Annotated in this window: 10 protein-coding genes and 2 pseudogenes; 11 read left to right on the forward strand and 1 reads right to left on the reverse strand. The window is 56.1% G+C overall.

Annotated elements, in window-relative coordinates:
* Window positions 1–2 precede the first annotated feature (2 nt).
* The 7 genes and pseudogenes from H9L05_RS14965 to H9L05_RS14990 all read left to right on the forward strand — a co-directional run bounded on the left by H9L05_RS14965 (window position 3) and on the right by H9L05_RS14990 (window position 10,728).
* Window positions 3–1,724: a RagB/SusD family nutrient uptake outer membrane protein gene (locus tag H9L05_RS14965; protein ID WP_187731633.1), complete on the forward strand. Its 1,722-nt coding sequence runs from the start codon at window positions 3–5 to the stop codon at window positions 1,722–1,724.
* Window positions 1,725–1,766: 42 nt separating this feature from the next.
* Window positions 1,767–2,660: a carbohydrate kinase family protein gene (locus H9L05_RS14970; protein WP_187731634.1), complete on the forward strand. Its 894-nt coding sequence runs from the start codon at window positions 1,767–1,769 to the stop codon at window positions 2,658–2,660.
* Between the two features lie 147 nt (window positions 2,661–2,807).
* Complete coding sequence (locus tag H9L05_RS14975) at window positions 2,808–4,316, forward strand: glycoside hydrolase family 32 protein (protein ID WP_187731635.1); 1,509 nt, start codon at window positions 2,808–2,810, stop codon at window positions 4,314–4,316.
* Between the two features lie 386 nt (window positions 4,317–4,702).
* On the forward strand, window positions 4,703–7,063 hold the full coding sequence (locus tag H9L05_RS14980) for a glycosyl hydrolase family 28 protein (RefSeq protein ID WP_187731636.1): 2,361 nt from the start codon (window positions 4,703–4,705) through the stop codon (window positions 7,061–7,063).
* A gap of 71 nt (window positions 7,064–7,134) precedes the next feature.
* Complete coding sequence (locus H9L05_RS26285; protein WP_317174979.1) at window positions 7,135–8,256, forward strand: glycoside hydrolase family 88/105 protein; 1,122 nt, start codon at window positions 7,135–7,137, stop codon at window positions 8,254–8,256.
* Window positions 8,257–8,279: 23 nt separating this feature from the next.
* Entirely contained in the window at window positions 8,280–9,080 is an 801-nt protein-coding gene (locus H9L05_RS26290) for a DUF4350 domain-containing protein (protein WP_317174980.1), read from the forward strand.
* A gap of 26 nt (window positions 9,081–9,106) precedes the next feature.
* Window positions 9,107–10,728 (forward strand): annotated as a pseudogene (locus H9L05_RS14990) (glycoside hydrolase family 43 protein).
* Between the two features lie 189 nt (window positions 10,729–10,917).
* Here H9L05_RS14990 and H9L05_RS14995 read toward each other — a convergent pair.
* A complete protein-coding gene (locus H9L05_RS14995; protein ID WP_187731637.1) occupies window positions 10,918–12,012 on the reverse strand; it encodes a LacI family DNA-binding transcriptional regulator in 1,095 nt (364 codons plus the stop codon).
* Between the two features lie 320 nt (window positions 12,013–12,332).
* On the opposite strand from H9L05_RS14995, the pseudogene kduD reads away from it, so the two are divergent.
* From kduD to H9L05_RS15010, 4 genes and pseudogenes are all read left to right on the forward strand, one after another.
* A pseudogene (gene kduD / locus H9L05_RS15000) lies at window positions 12,333–13,102 on the forward strand (2-dehydro-3-deoxy-D-gluconate 5-dehydrogenase KduD).
* 129 nt (window positions 13,103–13,231) lie between these two features.
* A complete protein-coding gene (locus H9L05_RS26295) occupies window positions 13,232–13,663 on the forward strand; it encodes a hypothetical protein (RefSeq protein WP_317174981.1) in 432 nt (143 codons plus the stop codon).
* On the forward strand, window positions 13,564–14,052 hold the full coding sequence (locus tag H9L05_RS26300) for a 5-deoxy-glucuronate isomerase (protein ID WP_317174982.1): 489 nt from the start codon (window positions 13,564–13,566) through the stop codon (window positions 14,050–14,052). The genes H9L05_RS26295 and H9L05_RS26300 overlap by 100 nt, the downstream gene beginning before the upstream one ends.
* Window positions 14,053–14,082: 30 nt before the next feature.
* Complete coding sequence (locus H9L05_RS15010; RefSeq protein WP_187731638.1) at window positions 14,083–17,355, forward strand: SusC/RagA family TonB-linked outer membrane protein; 3,273 nt, start codon at window positions 14,083–14,085, stop codon at window positions 17,353–17,355.
* Window positions 17,356–17,368 lie beyond the last annotated feature (13 nt).

Genomic DNA, 17,368 nt, shown 5'->3' on the forward strand with positions numbered 1-17,368 from the left:
CCATGAAAATCCTGAAAACCAGCGCACTGGCGATTTCGCTGCTCGCCCTTTCCTCTGGCTGCAACGACAAAGAATTCCTGAATGTGCAGCCCACTGGCGCCCTCAGCGACGACCAGCTGAATACCGCCGCCAATATTGAAAAGCAGGTTATTGCCACCTACTCCCAACTGGGCAACGACGTGTACCGGGCTCCTTACACCTCCCTGTGGCCCTACGGCAACGTGCGCGCCGGCGACGCCTACAAGGGTGGCAATGGCACGGCCGACGTGGATGCGTTTCACTTCTACGAAACCTTCACCTTCAACCGCGTCGACGTGGGCAACACCGACGAGCTGTGGTTCCTGATCTACATAGGCATCTCGCGCGCCAACGACGCCCTGCGCCGCCTGGAGACCATCAACGCTACGGCCATGCCCAACAAGGCCATTCGTCAGGGCGAGATGCGCTTTCTGCGCGGCCACTTCTACTTTATGCTGAAGGAGCTGTTCAAGCGAGTGCCTTATATAGATGAAACCATCCCCACTGAGCAGTATGCTTCGGTATCAAACGTAGCCCTGAGTAACGACGAGCTGTGGACCAAGATTGCTGATGACTTCCGCTTTGCCGTGGCGAATCTGCCCGATACCCAGCCGGAAATCGGGCGGGCCAACAAGTCGGCGGCGCAGGCTTATCTGGCCAAAACGCTGCTTTTCCAAGCCTATGTGCAGAGCGACAATAATGCTGTGACGTCGGTGGATCAGGCCAAGCTTCAAGAAGTGGTGACGTTGACCAATCAGGTCATTGCCTCGGGTAAATATTCGCTGCACTCTGATTTTGCTACCAACTTCCTCACGGCCGGCGACAACGGGGTAGAATCGGTATTTGCCATCCAGTTTTCGCGCAACGACGGCACGCCCAAAGGCCGCACGGACCGGGGCAATGCCCTGAACTACCCGATGAATCCGGACTACGGCTGCTGCGGGTTTCATCAGCCCAGCCAGAACCTGGTCAACGCCTTCAAGACGGACGCCCAGGGTCTGCCCCAGTTTGAAACTTTCAACAACTCGGACCTAAGCGCCCCCGCTGATTTCCAGACGAACACCGTCGATCCGCGCCTCGACCACTCTGTTGGTATTCCCTCGCACCCTTACAAATATTCTCCATCGTTCATCTTCGAAACCTCCTGGCTGCGCGACCAGAACACGTACGGAGTGTACATGTCGATGAAGGAAAACGTGCTGCCTTCGGACCCAAGCTTCCAGAAAACGCCCCCCTTCATGAGCTCATCGAAGAACTGGACCATCATCCGCTACGCTGATGTATTGCTCTGGAAAGCGGAGGCCCTGATTGAGCTGAACCGCCCGGCCGAAGCTCTGCCCATCGTTAACCAGATCCGGCAGCGCGCTCAGAACAGCACCGCCCGGTTGAAAACTACTACTGGTGCCAACATCTCCAACTATCGTATCGGCCAGTATTCGGCCGGGGTTTGGAACCAAGCGTACGCCCGCCAGGCGCTGCGCTTCGAGCGTCGCTTAGAGTTTGCGCTGGAAGGTCAGCGCTTCTTCGACCTAGTGCGCTGGGGAATTGCGGCCGATTATCTGAACACTTACTTCGAAAAGGAAAAAACAAAGCGTCAGCACCTGAAGGACGCCCGCTTCACCCGCGGCCGCGACGAATACTTGCCAATTCCGTTAAATCAGATCAACTTCAGTAAGGGCCTGTATCAGCAGAATCCGGGTTGGTAGACACACGGTTGAATGCCACAAAAATCATCAAATCAGCTTCTTATGAAAGATACAGTTGTGTGTTTCGGCGAAACGCTCTGGGATGTGCTGCCTTCGGGCAAGCAGCCTGGTGGGGCGCCCTTCAATGTGGCGGTGCACTTGCACCAGTTTGGGCAACCTGTGGAGCTTATCAGCCGCGTTGGCGACGACGATCTGGGGGGCGAATTACTGACCTTTCTCGAAAGCCGGGGCGTTAGCACGAAGTATGTGCAGCGCGGCAAAACCCACCTGACTGGCGTAGTGAAGGCCAACGTGGACGACCGCAATGAGGTGGTTTACAAGATTGTGCAGCCCGTGGCCTGGGACTACATTCAGTACGACAACGACGTGCGCGACCTGGTAGCCAACGCCAAAGTATTTGTGTATGGGAGTCTGGCTGCGCGTAGCCAGGCCACGCGCGAAACCTTGTATCGGCTGCTGCAAAGCGCCCAACTCAAGGTGTTCGACGTAAACATGCGCCCCCCGCACTACACCCGCGAGGTCATTAAATACCTGCTGGAGCAGGCCGATGTGGTAAAGATGAACCACCATGAGCTGGCCGAAATCCTGGATTGGTTTGGCGGCAGCACCGACGACGAAGCTGCCCTAGCTGGCCTGGCTAGTCGTTTCGGTTTGAAAGCCGTGTGCGTCACGCTTGGCGCTGATGGGGCTATGCTGTGGGCTGGGGGGCAAATTTACCGCTCACCCGGTATCAAAGTCGAAGTAGTGGATACCATCGGCAGCGGTGACGCATTCTTAGCGGCTTTCCTACGAGCTTGGCTGAGCGGTCGGCCCTACGACGAATGCCTGCGCATTGCCTGCGCGAGTGGAGCGTTGGTTGCCACCTATCAGGGAGCCACCCCGGCGCTTAGCGAATCGCATATTGCGGAGCTGCTGGGAGTAGGACGCCACGCCTAAATTCACTTACATGAACGTCATGCAGAGCAAAGCGAAGCATCTCGCTCGCTTCGTTGCAATGCTAATCCTGACGATTGCACGCGAGATGCTTCGCTTTGCTCTGCATGACGTTCTTTTTTATACAGTAAGCTTTAATCGCCTCTCCCTATGAAAAAACTGTTTTTACTGACTGTAAGCTTGCTGGGCCTGACGCTCAGCGGCTGGGCCCAACGGCCGCAGGCCACCGAGCAGTACCGCCCCAAGTTTCACTTCACCCCGAAGGCCAACTGGATGAACGACCCGAACGGAATGGTCTTCCATAAGGGCACCTACCACTTGTTCTATCAATATTACCCCGACAGCACCATCTGGGGGCCGATGCACTGGGGCCACGCCACCAGCAAGGATCTGGTGAGCTGGCAGCACCAGCCTGTTGCCTTGTACCCCGACAGCCTGGGCTATATCTTCTCGGGCAGCGCCGTGCTGGACGTGAACAATACTTCTGGCTTCGGTAAAAACGGGCAGGTGCCGATGGTGGCCATTTTTACGCATCACGATCCGAAGCTGGAGAAGCTGGGGGGCAATAAGCACCAGAACCAAAGCATTGCCTATAGCCTGGACGAAGGCAAAACATGGACGAAGTACGCCCAGAACCCGGTGCTGAAAAATCCTGGTATTCAGGACTTCCGCGACCCGAAGGTGAGTTGGTACGAGAAGGACAAGAAGTGGATTATGACCCTAGCCACCAAAGACCGCATCACGTTCTATTCCTCGCCCAACCTGAAGGACTGGACCAAGCAAAGTGAGTTTGGCGAGAAGGTAGGCGCCCACGGCGGCGTGTGGGAGTGCCCCGATCTGTTTCCGCTGACGCTGGGGGGCAAAACGCAGTGGGTGTTGCTGGTCAGCATCAACCCCGGCGGACCCAACAAAGGCTCGGCCACGCAGTACTTTGTAGGCGACTTCGACGGCAAGAAGTTTACGCCGCTTTCCACCGACACCAAATGGGTGGACTACGGCCCCGACAACTACGCGGGCGTCACGTGGTCGAACACCGGCGACCGGAAGATTTTTCTGGGTTGGATGAGCAATTGGGAATATGCCAACCAAGTGCCCACGCATCCTTGGCGCAGCGCCATGACCATCCCCCGCGACTTGTCGCTGCGCAAAGTAGGAACGCAAGTGCTGTTGGTGTCGCAGCCATCGAAGGAGGTAAGCAAGCTGGGATCAAGCGAAATTACGCTTGATAATGTGGCGGTGAAAGGGGAGATGAACCTCTCGGACAAAACCAAAAACACGGGCCCATTTCAGTTGAAACTAACTGCTGATCAGCTCGCTGATTTTGCTGTAGTCTTGACCAATGACCGCAAGGAAGAAGTGCTGATTGGCTACGACAAAAAAGCCAACCAATACTACATCGACCGCACCAAGTCGGGCAAGTTTGACTTCAGCAATAAATTTGCGATGCGCGCCACTGCGCCCCGCCTTACCACCAGCGCCAAGATGGACCTCACGCTTATTGTAGACGCGGCTTCGGTGGAAGTATTTGCCGATGAAGGCCTGACCGCCATGACGGGCATTTTCTTTCCCACTGATGAATTTAAAACCATCAAGGTTCGGGCAGCGAATCCGCTTACGCTGCGCAAAGTCACTTACAAGCGCATGGGTGTCGGAATTTGATTGCTCCGTAACAGCTTCATCGTAGGAGCCGCGGAGTGAAAGCCAATCGGGTAGCAGACGGAGCGAAACTTCGACTGCTACCCGATTGGCTTTAGATGCATCATCATAAAATGCAACAATGGCGTAGACTCGCCGGCTTTGCGTACTGCTACGAACCACCCAAATCGGCATCAGAAGCGCGATAATGGAGTACAGCGAAGGGCACAGAACCGAGGAATGAGAACGTTCCCGGTAACGATTGCGCAAATAAACTCTTCGCTAAGTCCGTTTCCCTCACGGCTCCGTCTGTAGCTTAAGCTATTGCTCAATAGCTGCTGAAGCGGCCGTATCAGGAAAGAATTACACTCCAGCCGGTGCTGGGGGCTTTTTTCCCTAACGCTCATTCGATGAAAAAATACGCTGTATTGCTGCTGTCACTGGTAGCCCTGGCTTTCCGCCCGGCCGAGGAAAAGAAGGTTCAAGTGTTTCTGGTCGGCGACTCTACCATGTCGGAGAAGCCGGACCGCAGCAAGCCCGAGCGCGGCTGGGGCATGTACTTCGACCAGTTTTTTGACGGCGAAACCGTCGTGCAGAATCACGCCATGAACGGGCGCAGCACCCGCAACTTTCGCCACGAAGGCCGCTGGGCCAAGGTGATGGAGCAGGTGAAGCCCGGCGACTGGGTGCTCATCCAATTTGGCCACAACGACCAGAAAAAAGAAGACACCGCCCGCTACGCCGCGCCCCAAACCGACTACCGCAAAAACCTGACGCGCTACGTGCAGGAAGCCAGGCAGCGGGGGGCAAATCCGGTGCTGCTCACGCCCGTTGGCCGCCGCTACTTCGATGAGCAGGGCAAGCGCAAAGACGACCACGGCGAATACCCGGCGGTGGTGCGCGAGGTAGCCAAATCGCTGAAAGTGCCGCTGATTGATATGCACGAAAAAAGCTGGGCCTTGTACTCCCAGCTCGGCGAGAAAGGCAGCCGCGACCTTTTCTGGAGCTACCAGAACGGCTATTACCAGGAGAATCCGGTGGCCCCCGCCAAGAACGACAACACGCACTTTTCGGCCTATGGCGCTGAGCTGATTGCGCAGCTAGTAGCACAGGACGTAAAAAAGCAAAACCTTGGCCTAGCTAGTCACCTGAAGCCGCTGGCCTTCGCGGGCAAGTATGCTTTCGATCTGCCGGTAGTGCTCCAGCCTTCATTCCGTGCCGATACCTTTAACATCACCAAGTTCGGGGCCGTGGCCGATGGGCAAACGCTGAATACGGAGGCATTCCGCAAAGCCATTGAGGCTTGCAGCCAGCAAGGTGGTGTGGTATTGGTGCCACGCGGCCTGTGGCTCACGGGGCCTATTCAGCTGAAAAGCAACGTGAACCTGCATGTGCAGCGCGGGGCGCTGGTGCAGTTCAGCAACAAGCTTTCTGACTACAAACTCATTAAAACCAACTGGGAAGGCGAGGATGCCGTGCGCAATCAGTCGCCCATTTCGGGCTACGACCTCGTAAATATTGCCATCACCGGCGAAGGCACTTTCGACGGTGCCGGCGACGCCTGGCGCATGGTGAAGAAGGAAAAGCTGAGCGAAGGCCAGTGGCAGAAGCTGGTGAAGTCGGGGGGCTTTTTGGATGAAAAAGGCACCACCTGGTACCCGACGTCCAGCTCGCTGAAAGGCTCGCTCTCGCCCAAAATCTGGGTTATTCCGGCTGGTCAAGCCGAAGTAGATTTCAACCGCTACACTGAAGTAAAAGACTTCCTGCGGCCCAACATGCTCAGCCTACAGCGCTGCAAGCAGATTCTGCTGGAAGGCTTTACCATTCAGAACTCGCCGGCCTGGACCATTCACCCGCTGCTCTGCGACAACATTACGCTGCGCAACGTGACGGCCAAGAACCCGTGGTACGGCCAAAACACCGACGCGCTGGACCTGGAATCTTGCCGCAATGGTTTGGTAGAAGGCTGCACCTTCGACGTGGGCGACGACGGCATTTGCATCAAGTCGGGCCGCGACGAGCAGGGCCGCAAGCGCGGTGTGCCGACCGAGAACTTCATCATCCGCGACACCAAAGTATATCACGCCCACGGCGGCTTCGTAATCGGCTCGGAAATGTCGGGCGGCGCGCGTAATATCTACGTGACCAACTGCACTTTCATGGGTACTGATGTGGGGCTGCGCTTCAAAACGGCTCGCGGGCGGGGTGGGGTAGTGGAGAACATCTTCGTCGACGGAGTAGACATGACCGACATTGCCGGCGAAGCCATTCTGTTTGATATGTTTTACGCCGCCAAAGACCCCGTGCAAGTGAACGGCGAGGCGTTTGCCATTCCCGAAATTAAGGCTGAACCCCTGAACGAAGGCACTCCGCAGTTCCGCGGCTTCCGCATCAAAAACGTAACCTGCAAGGGGGCCAATACGGGTATCCTGATTCGCGGGGTGCCCGAGATGAACATCAAGGATATCGAGATAGAAAATACGGTGCTGGAAAGCAAAAAGGGCCTCGTGTGTCAGGAAGCCGACGGTATCCGGCTTAAAAATGTGGCCCTGTTTTCCACCGAAACAAAGCCGGTGCTGGAAGTACAAAACAGCCGTAACATCGTGATGGACAACATCCGCTATACCAACGGCGCCGACCTGCTGCTGCGCGTAACCGGCGACCGTAGCAAGAATGTGAAGTTGGTAAACACTAACACGAAGGGCGCGAAGGAGGATGTGGAGTTCGGGAAGAAAGTGTCGAAAAAAGTGGTAACTGTTTCGAGCCGCTAACCAGTAAGAACATCAATCCCCGCCTCAGCCGAGGCGGGAAATCGTTTATCGCTTAAGCTCACGTATAGCCTATGTTCCGAAGTCTCATTCTTGTCGGTTTTCTGTTTTCGTTTGTTGCGGCGACGGCCCAAAAAGCCCCCCAGACGGCCACGCAGCCCATGTCGCAGCGCATGGCTGATTCGTTCATCAAATGGCACCCCGATTCCATCCTTATCGGCAGCCGCAAAACGACTCGGTGGGACTACGAGCAGGGCTTAATGCTGAAGGCTCTGGAGCGGGTGTGGCAGCGCACCGGCGACCCCAAATACTTCACCTACATTCAGAAAGATATTGACTTGTTTGTGCAGCCTGATGGTAGCATTCGTACCTACAAAATCGAAGATTACAACCTCGATAATCTGACTACCGGCCACGCGCTGCTGTTGCTGAGTCAGATGTCGTTGGGCAACTCGGCAGCGCAGCAGAAGTACGTGAAAGCCGCCCAACTGCTGCGCAAGCAGATCGCTGAGCAGCCCCGCACCAAGGCCGGCGGCTTTTGGCACAAGAAGATCTACCCCAACCAGATGTGGCTGGATGGCCTGTACATGGCTCAGCCCTTTTACGCCGAGTACAATAAGGTTTTCAACCAGCCTCAGGACTTCGACGACGTAGCCAAGCAGTTTGCGCTTATCGAGAAAAATCTGGTTGATGCGAAGACTGGCTTGCTCTACCACGGCTACGACGAGAGCCGGGAGCAGCAGTGGGCCAACAAGCAAACCGGCCAATCGCCCAACTTCTGGGACCGGGGCATGGGCTGGTACGCTATGGCGCTTGTAGATGTGCTCGATTACTTCCCCAAAGAGCACAAAGAGTATGCGAACCTGGTGAAGTATGCACAGCGACTGGCGCCCGTGTTGGCTAAGTATCAGGATCAGAAAACGGGCACCTGGTCGTTGGTAGTAGATCAGGGTTCACGCAAAGGCAACTACGCTGAAGCCTCGGGCAGCAGCATGTTTGTGTATATGCTGGCCAAAGGCGTACGCATGGGCTATCTGGATAAATCGTATCAAAAGGTGGCTGATAAAGGCTATCAGGGCCTCCTCAAAACCTTCGTAGCCAACGAGGCTGACGGGGCTCTGGCGTTCAATGGCACGGTGAGCGTAGGCGGTCTGGGGGCAAACCTTACCGCGACGGCAGCTTCGAGTACTACCTGAGTGAGCCGCTGCGCAAGAACGATTTGAAAGGCGTCGGCCCGTTCATTCTGGCTAGCGTGGAAATGGAAATTGCCGCTGAAAATAAGCTCGGTCAAGGCAAAACCGTAGGTCTGGATACGTACTTCAATCACGAGTCGCGCAAGAGCCCGATTACCGGCGAAACAGAGCCGTTTCACTACACCTGGGAAGAGCGTACCCACGGTGGTTTCTGGTTCTGGGGCAACCAGTTTCGTGAGCTGGGGGGCAAAACTATTTCGATTCCAACCGCGCCAACGGCTGCCGCACTCAAAGGCGTAGATGTCTACATTATCGTTGACCCGGACACGCGCAAGGAAACGCCGAATCCGAACTTTGTAGAAGCCGCGCACGTGCAGGCCATCAGCGACTGGGTGAAGGCTGGCGGCACGCTGGTAATGCTGGCGAATGATACGTCCAACTGCGAGATTCCGCGCTTCAACCAACTGGCTCAGGCCTTCGGAATGCGCTTCGCCAACACCAGCCTCAACATGGTGAAAGGTGACCAGTTTGAGCAAGGCAAAGTAGATTTGACGTCCGGCAAAACGGTGTTCAAAACTGCTAAAACTGCCTATGTAAAAGAGCTGGCTCCCCTGGAGATAAAGTCACCCGCACAGCCGCTGGTAAAGAACGGCAGCCACGTGATTATGGCCACGGCCAAAGTAGGCAAAGGAACGGTGTTCGCGCTGGGCGACCCATGGCTGTATAATGAGTACGTAGATGGCCGCAAAATCCCAGCTACCTACGAGAACTTTCAGGCCGGTAAAGACCTGGCTACCTGGCTGCTGCAGCAAACTGTCCGCAAGTAAGGCTGAGCCATTTAGCTTTGCTTCTCATGAAAATTCTTGGTCTTCTGTTTTTGCTGCTTCTGCCCGTTTTGGGTGCAGCGCAATCATCTTCTTTGTCGAAAGTGTGGGTGCCGGACTTGGGCAACGGCACCTACAAAAACCCGGTGCTGTACGCCGATTATTCCGACCCAGATGTCGTGCGCGTCGGCTCCGATTATTACCTCACTTCGTCGAGCTTTAATGCGGCGCCGGGCCTGCAGATTCTGCACTCGAAAGACCTAGTAAACTGGACGATTATCAGCACTGTTTTTACGCAGCAGTCGCCGCTGGATGTATTCAGCAAACCTCAGCATGGCAATGGGGTTTGGGCCCCAGCCATTCGCTACCACAAAGGGCAGTTTTATATCTATTACCCCGACCCCGACTACGGCATTTATGTAACGCGGGCGAAGAACCCGGCAGGGCCGTGGGAGACGCCTATTCTGATTAAAGAAGCGAAAGGTTGGATTGACCCTTGCCCTCTCTGGGACTCGGACGGACAGGCCTATCTGGTGCATGCCTTTGCCGGCTCACGGGCCGGCTTTAAGAGCGTGCTGGCTGTGTCGCGCATGTCGCCCGACGGGCTGAAGCTGCTGGGTGATGAGGTGATCATTTTCGATGGCCACGAGAAACACCCGACTATCGAAGGCCCGAAGTTTTATAAGCGCAACGGTTACTACTACATTTTTGCGCCGGGCGGGGGCGTATCCACGGGCTGGCAGGTGGTGCTACGCTCCAAGAATGTATTTGGTCCCTATGAAGACCGGATTGTAATGGCCCAGGGCAATACGCCCATCAACGGGCCCCACCAAGGTGCGTGGGTGACCACGCCCGGCGACAAGGAAGACTGGTTTATGCATTTTCAGGACCAGGGGCCTTACGGGCGCGTGGTGCATTTGCAGCCCATGGTCTGGAAAAACGACTGGCCCGTCATCGGCAACGACCCGGACGGCGACGGCAAAGGCGAACCTGTACTAACGTATCGCAAGCCCGCTTACAAAGGCGCTGCGCAACCGCTGGCCACGCCCGCTACTTCCGATGAGTTTGATGCTACCACGCTGGGTCTGCAATGGCAGTGGCACGCCAACCCGCAGCCAGGCTGGGCGTTCATAAATGCCCCCCAGAGCACGCTACGCCTCTACTCCGTGCCGCTGCCCACCGATTTTAAGAACTTCTGGCAAGTGCCGAATTTGCTGCTACAAAAGCTGCCCGCCGCGGCTTTCACGGCTACTACTAAACTCAGTTTTACCCCGCGTTTTGAGGGGAGCAAACGGGGCTGATTATGATGGGGATGGACTATGCGCGCCTGAGTCTGATCAACCAGAATGGCCGGATTTATCTGGCCCCAACGGTGTGCAAGAATGCGGACAAAGGAGAAGCAGAAGTAGCTGCCGCGCCTCCCGTAGAAGTTCCGACCAACCAGCCGATTTATCTGCGCATGGCCGTGCGCGAAGGCGCCAAATGCCAGTTCAGCTACAGCCTCGACGGCCAGCAGTTTCAGCCCATCGGCACCGAGTTTCAAGCCCGCGAAGGCCGCTGGATTGGTGCCAAAGTAGGCCTGTTCTGCACACGCGCCAGCAAAACCAACGACGCCGGCTCTGCCGATGTCGATTGGTTTCGGATTGAATAAAAAAAGCCCCCAGCGTTGCTAAGCTGACGCGGGGGGCTTTTTTATTCGTCTGGTTTAACAGAACGATGTATAGACGCGGCATTTCGCGTCTCGTCGTTGCTGATGTTGTTTGGTAAGTGCGGTTTTCGTCGTTCAACCGATGACGAGACGCGAAATGCCGCGTCTCGTCATCGGTTGAACGATTTGCCCTTAAATAGACAGCACGAAATCACGCGGCTTTGACTTCTGATCCTCGGGTGATGCCGTCGCTAAGCGCGCCATGATATGCTCTGGTAGCCGCGTAGAGTCGCGTGCGATGAGCTCGGTGGCAATACGCACGGTGCCTACGGGCTGCGCGCGGTGCTTGCGCTCAATCAAATCGATGAGGCGCTCGGCCGCCACCTGCCCGATTTCCTGGGCCGGCTGAACTACGGTGCTTAGCGAAGGCGACAAGAGCTCGGCTACGTTCAAATTGGTGAAGCCAATAAGCGAGACATCGTCGGGAATGGTGAGGTTGCGCTGGCGCAGGGCCGTGAGGCAGCCCACGGCCAGCCGGTCGCTGGCGGTAAAAAAGGCGTCGGGCGCGACGGGCAGCGCCATTAGCTCATCGACCATGGGGCCTACTTCATTGGGCCCGAAGGTGCCGTAGCGCACCAAGTTTTCATCGTAAGTCAGGCCGTACTTTTCCAGGGCCGCCCGGTAGCCGGCCAGGCGCTCCTGCGTAATGCTGAGCCAAGGCTGAATGGTAAGATGAGCAATGCGCCGCCGCCCCGATTGAATCAGATGCTCGGTGGCAGCAAAAGCGCCCTTAAAGTTGTCGGCTACCACTTTGGTTACTTCCAGCTCCGACGAAACCCGGTCGAAAAGTACGATAGGAACGCCCTTATCGTGCAGCTCGCGCAGGTAAGTAACATCGGAAGTCTCGCTTGATAAGGACAGCAGCAAGCCATCCACGCGCCGCGACATAGCCTGCTCTACGTTAGCCACTTCCCGCTCGTAGGACTCGTGGCTCTGGAAAATGATAACGTGGTAGCCGCGGTTGTAGGCAATGGCCTCAATGCCATTGATAGCTTGAGAGAAAAAGTAGTTGGCAATCTGGGGAACAATAACGCCAATGGCGCGGGTGCCGCTACCTTTCAGGCTCAGCGCTATCGGATTAGGACGATAGTTGAGGCGCTCGGCGCATTCCATCACCAGCCGCTTGGTTTCGGGGTTGATTTCGTAGCTGCCGCGCAAGGCTCGCGAAACAGTGGAGGTGGAGATGTTCAGTTCGCGGGCAATATCCTTAATGGTGAATGTTTCCAAGAAAGTAGCAGTGTAAGGGAGAGGAGTAAGGAGCGTCGTGAGGGGGCAAAACTGACTAAAGTTCAAGAACCATAAGCGTGCCGCCACTGCTTGTAGCACCTTGGCAGCAGAAATATCCACTTGTTTTCAGCGCAAATCCTAGTCGGGACCGGGGAGAGTCGGCTTTGTGGCAACGTTCCCGATAACGTTTGCGCGAATAAAAACCGGGTTATACTTCCTGTTAAGCATCACTTGATATGATATTAACAGAGCGAATAATTTGATCAGTGTCTTAAAAGTACACTGAATTTCTTTGAAAAGTTTATAACAACAACACCTGCATGAGTGCATCTTCTCTCTTCAGCTTGGCTGGCAAAGTGGCCTTGGTAACGGGTTGTAACCGCGGTATTGGGCAGGCAATGGCCCTCGGACTGGCTGAAGCCGGTGCCGATATTATCGGCGTGTCGGCCTCACTCGAAGCCAGCGGAAGTGAGACGGAACGGCAGGTGCGGGCCTTGGGCCGCAAGTTCACGGCCTACCAGGCCGACTTCAGCCAGCGCCCCCAGGTCGATGCCTTTATTCAGCAGGTGCAGCAGGACTTCCCCCGCATCGATATCCTGATCAACAACGCCGGCACCATCCGCCGCGCCCCCGCCGCCGAGCACTCCGATGCCGACTGGGACAACGTCCTGGCTATCAACCTCGACTCGCCTTTTCGCCTCGCTCGCGCTATTGGGGGCAAATGTTGCGGCAGGGCAGCGGCAAAATCATCTTCACGGCTTCGCTCTTGACGTTTCAGGGCGGTATCAATGTGCCCGGCTACGCGGCCAGCAAAGGTGCTATCGGCTCCTTAGTGAAAGCCCTGGCCAATGAATGGGCTGGCAAAGGTGTGAATGTAAACGCCATTGCCCCCGGCTACATCGCCACCGATAATACGGAGGCCCTACGCAACGACCCCGAACGGAGCCAAAGCATTCTGGGCCGCATTCCCGCCGGCCGCTGGGGAACGCCCGAGGACTTTAAAGGACCCACCGTTTTCCTGGCCTCCGAGGCCGGCAACTACGTGCACGGCACCATCCTCACCGTCGATGGCGGCTGGATGGGCAGGTAAAGGTGAAATTGTGAAGTGGTGAAATGGTGAGTTTGTCGTTCGGCTGAAGCAGTAGTACAAGGAACCTCACCACCTCACCATTCCACTACCTTACCGCTTCACCATTTCACCACTTCACTAATTCACCTTATGATCCAGCGCCACGCCAGCAGCCCCCGCGAAACCGTTACCCTGACCACCGACCAGCTCCGCGAGCAGTTCCTGATCGAACAGCTCTTTGTCGAAGGTCAGATTGAACTCGTGTATTCCCACTACGACCGCATGATTGTAGGGGGCGCGGTTCCCGCCGGCCAGACGTTGACCTTGCCCAACCCCGCGAACCTGAAAGCGAACTACTTTCTGGAGCGCCGCGAACTGGGAATCCTCAATGTGGGCGGCGCGGGTCAGGTAACCGTGGATGGCACCAGCTACGAGCTAGGCAACCAAGACTGCCTATATGTCGGTAAGGGGCGCAAACCATTATGTTCAGCGGCCAGGAGGCCCGCTACTATCTGCTCTCCGCGCCAGCCCACGCCACGCACCCAACCACGCTGCGCACGCAAGCCGAAGCTACTCCGGTAGAAATGGGGGCCATGGAAACGGCTAACGAGCGCACCATTTACAAGTACATCTACAACGAAGGCATTCAGAGCTGCCAGCTCGTGATGGGCCTCACCCAGCTCAAGCCCGGCAACGTGTGGAACACCATGCCCGCGCACACACACGACCGGCGCATGGAGGCCTATCTGTATTTCAATTTGCCCCCCAACCAGCGGGTGCTGCACCTGATGGGCGAGCCCAACCAGACCCGGCCGCTGTGGGTGAGCAACGAGCAGGCTATCATCTCGCCCCTTGGTCGGTGCACACGGGCTGCGGCACCAGCGCCTATGCCTTCATTTGGGGCATGGCCGGCGAAAACCTGGAATACACCGACATGGACGCTGTTGGCATTCATGATTTACGGTAAGTAAAAAGTAAAACCCACCATTCCCATTCCCACAATGAAAAAATATCTATTCCTCTTCTGTCTGCTGCTGGGTGCGGTGACAGGGGCTTACGCGCAGGCCCAGCGAACCATTACGGGCGTGGTGCGGTCGGCAACCGAGGCCTTGCCCGGCGTAACCGTGCTCGTGAAAGGCACGACCAATGGCGCCTCTACTGATCCGGAAGGCCGCTTCACGCTGACCGTACCCGCCGACCAGGACGTGACTCTGACCGTCAGCTCCATTGGCTACCTCTCCCAGGACGTAGCCGTGGGCACCCGCGAAGCGGTGAACGTAACGCTGAAGGAAGATACGCAGCAGCTGAACGATGTAGTAGTAATTGGCTACCAGGAAGTAAACCGCCGCGACGTGACCGGCTCGGTGTCGTCGGTAAGTGCCCAGCAAATCAAGGATATTCCCGTCAACTCGGCCGCAGAGGCCTTGACTGGTCGCTTGGCGGGTGTGCAGCTGACCAGCGCCGAGGGTACTCCCGGCAACCAGAACGTGCAGGTGCGGGTACGGGGCGGTGGCTCCATCACGCAAGACAACTCGCCGCTATATGTAGTGGACGGGGTGCAAATTGAAAATGCGCTGAGCGTAATTGCCCCCCAGGATATTGCTTCCGTTGACGTGCTGAAAGATGCTTCGGCTACGGCCATCTATGGCGCACGCGGTGCTAACGGGGTAGTAATTATTACCACTAAGAAAGGAATTGAGGGCCGTACTGTAATCAGCTACAACGGATTTGCTGGTGTCCGGCGCCTTGCCAATAAACTAGGGGTGCTCAACCCCGAGCAATACTTAGACTACCAATTCGAGCGCGCCCAAATAGCGGGCTCTGGTACGGGCGGTTTGCCTTCTTTCCGCTCCCTCTTCGGGAGCAGCAACTTCAACAGCGATACGCTGCAACGGGCTCGTAGTGCTCCGTTCATCGACTGGCAGGATGAAACCTTCGGCAGCGACGCGTTTCAGCAAACCCACAACGTATCGGTGGCCGGGGGTGTGAAAGGCACCACCTACTCATTAAGTCTGACGCGCAACCTGGAGGATGGTATTCAGCGCGGCTCCGATTATGACCGTAAACTCGTCAACTTCCGCTTTGATACCAAAGCAAGTGAGCGGCTGCAAGTGGGGTTGAACGTACGTTTCAATGACCAAACCACCGACGGGGCCGGTACTTCCACTACGGGTTCCAATACCACATCGCGGCTGCGCAACACGGTGCAGTATCAGCCCCTGTCGGTGCCCAGAGCATCCGGCGCGGTGCTCGATCCGAACACCTTCGATGATGAGTTCCTCGCCATTTCTTCGCTGGTGAGCCCAATTGTGGCTATAGACAGTGAATACCGTCGTGATAAGCGCCAAACATTCAACATAAGCGCTAATGCGGCTTTGAAAATCGTCGAGAATCTGACGTTCCGAACTACGGCTGGTTTCGATATCACGAATGCCAACCTCGGCACCTTTAATGGTCGTTTCTCACCGCTGCTGCGGCAGCCCGCCGGCAACTACCAGCAGCTGCCAACCGCTTCTATCACTACCGGCGTGCAAAACACGTTCAATAACTCCAACGTGTTGGACTACAATTTCAAAAAAGACCTGCACTCAGTAGGGGTGTTGGTTGGCCAAGAAATTTACCAGCAGCGCAACACCCAGCAGTACATCCAAACCAACTTCCTGCCGCTGGATATCACGGCTGAGCGGGCTTTGGCTAACATAAACCAGGGCGTGCTGCCCGCTGGCCAGACGTCGCAGCCAGTGTTGCCACAAACCAGTATTCCACAAGATTATCGTCTCCTTTCAGGGTTTGGCCGCGTCACATACTCTTACGACGACCGATATCTGTTTACGGGTACCTTCCGGGCAGATGGCTCATCGAAGTACCGGCCAGGCAACCGCTGGGGCTATTTCCCCGGTGCTTCGCTAGCCTGGCGTATCTCGCGCGAGAGCTTTTTCCAGGATATAGAAGCCGTTTCGGACCTAAAACTGCGCTTGAGCTACGGCAAGGCTGGAAACAACCGCATTGCGGACTTCTTAGGTGAGCAGCTCTTCTCAGCCGGCAGCGCTCCTTATTCTATCAACAACTCCATCGTGCTGGGTTCAGCTGCCACTTCGCTGGCAAACCCCAACCTGAAGTGGGAGTCTACCACATCGCGCAACATCGGGGTTGATCTGGCCCTGCTTGATAACCGGGTGCAGTTCACCGCCGATGCTTATTACAATACTACCAGCGATCTGCTGATCAACCGTACCATTCCGGCGTTTCTGGGCTACACTAGCCAAACCCAGAACATCGGGTCTACTTCCAACCGCGGCCTGGAGCTGCAACTGACCGGCACCATTATTACTAATGATGCCTTCACCTGGACGGCAACGGCGAACTCCTCGTTCAACCGGGGCCGTATCGAGAGCTTGGGTGAGGGTCTTGATGAATTACCGGCCATCAGCTCCGGTTGGGCGGGAAGCGCAGCTACGCTCAGTCGCGATTACGTGGCTAGAGTTGGCCAGCCAGTGGGTCAGATGTTTGGCTACGTAACTGATGGTTATTACACAGCTGATGATTTCCAGAGCTACAATCCGGCCAACCCAGCCGCTCAGCGGTGGGTTTTACGAACCGATCGCCCTGGCTTATTGACTTCAGGCACACCTGATGGCTTGGCAGCGCAGCCGGGCTTACTGAGGTTGAAAGATCAGAACGGCGACGGTGTAATCAATGAGGAAGACCAAGTAGTTATCGGCAATGCCAACCCCAAAATGGTAGGTGGCTTAAACCAGCAGTTCACTTATAAGAACTTCGACGCCAGCGTATTCCTGAACTTCGTGTTGGGCAACGATGTGTACAATGCCAACAAGATTGAGTTTACTACGAACACAGCGAATACGGTATTTAGCAACGTGCTCGACGACATGAACTCGCGCTACCGTATCACCGAAACCGACGGTACGTTCATCACGTCGGCAGAGCGGCTAAGCGAAATCAACCAGGACGCTAATATCTGGCGGCCCACATCCAGCTACTTCCTGCATTCGTGGGCGGTGGAAAATGGTTCGTTCCTGCGCGTGAATAACGTAACCGTAGGCTATACTCTGCCCAAAGCGCTAACTGAACGGGCTAAAGTCCAGCAGTTGCGTTTCTACGTGACGCTCAACAACCTATACACCTTCACCAAATACTCGGGCTACGACCCGGAGGTGAACACGCGCCGCAGTACACCGCTCACGCCCGGTGTTGATTACGCTGCTTACCCACGCAGCCGCGCCTTCATGTTTGGGGTGAATCTTTCTTTGTAATTCTTTATCCGTT

This window comes from Hymenobacter qilianensis (assembly GCF_014489555.1).
Lineage (GTDB): Bacteria > Bacteroidota > Bacteroidia > Cytophagales > Hymenobacteraceae > Hymenobacter > Hymenobacter qilianensis.

What these genes read in the sequence shown, in the direction of transcription:
- H9L05_RS26300 (WP_317174982.1), top strand. Translation starts at nt 13,564, where the DNA reads ATGTTCAGCGGCCAGGAGGCCCGCTACTATCTGCTCTCCGCGCCAGCC.
- H9L05_RS14965 (WP_187731633.1), top strand. Translation starts at nt 3, where the DNA reads ATGAAAATCCTGAAAACCAGCGCACTGGCGATTTCGCTGCTCGCCCTT.
- H9L05_RS14970 (WP_187731634.1), top strand. Translation starts at nt 1,767, where the DNA reads ATGAAAGATACAGTTGTGTGTTTCGGCGAAACGCTCTGGGATGTGCTG.
- H9L05_RS14980 (WP_187731636.1), top strand. Translation starts at nt 4,703, where the DNA reads ATGAAAAAATACGCTGTATTGCTGCTGTCACTGGTAGCCCTGGCTTTC.
- H9L05_RS26295 (WP_317174981.1), top strand. Translation starts at nt 13,232, where the DNA reads ATGATCCAGCGCCACGCCAGCAGCCCCCGCGAAACCGTTACCCTGACC.
- H9L05_RS26285 (WP_317174979.1), top strand. Translation starts at nt 7,135, where the DNA reads ATGTTCCGAAGTCTCATTCTTGTCGGTTTTCTGTTTTCGTTTGTTGCG.
- H9L05_RS15010 (WP_187731638.1), top strand. Translation starts at nt 14,083, where the DNA reads ATGAAAAAATATCTATTCCTCTTCTGTCTGCTGCTGGGTGCGGTGACA.
- H9L05_RS14975 (WP_187731635.1), top strand. Translation starts at nt 2,808, where the DNA reads ATGAAAAAACTGTTTTTACTGACTGTAAGCTTGCTGGGCCTGACGCTC.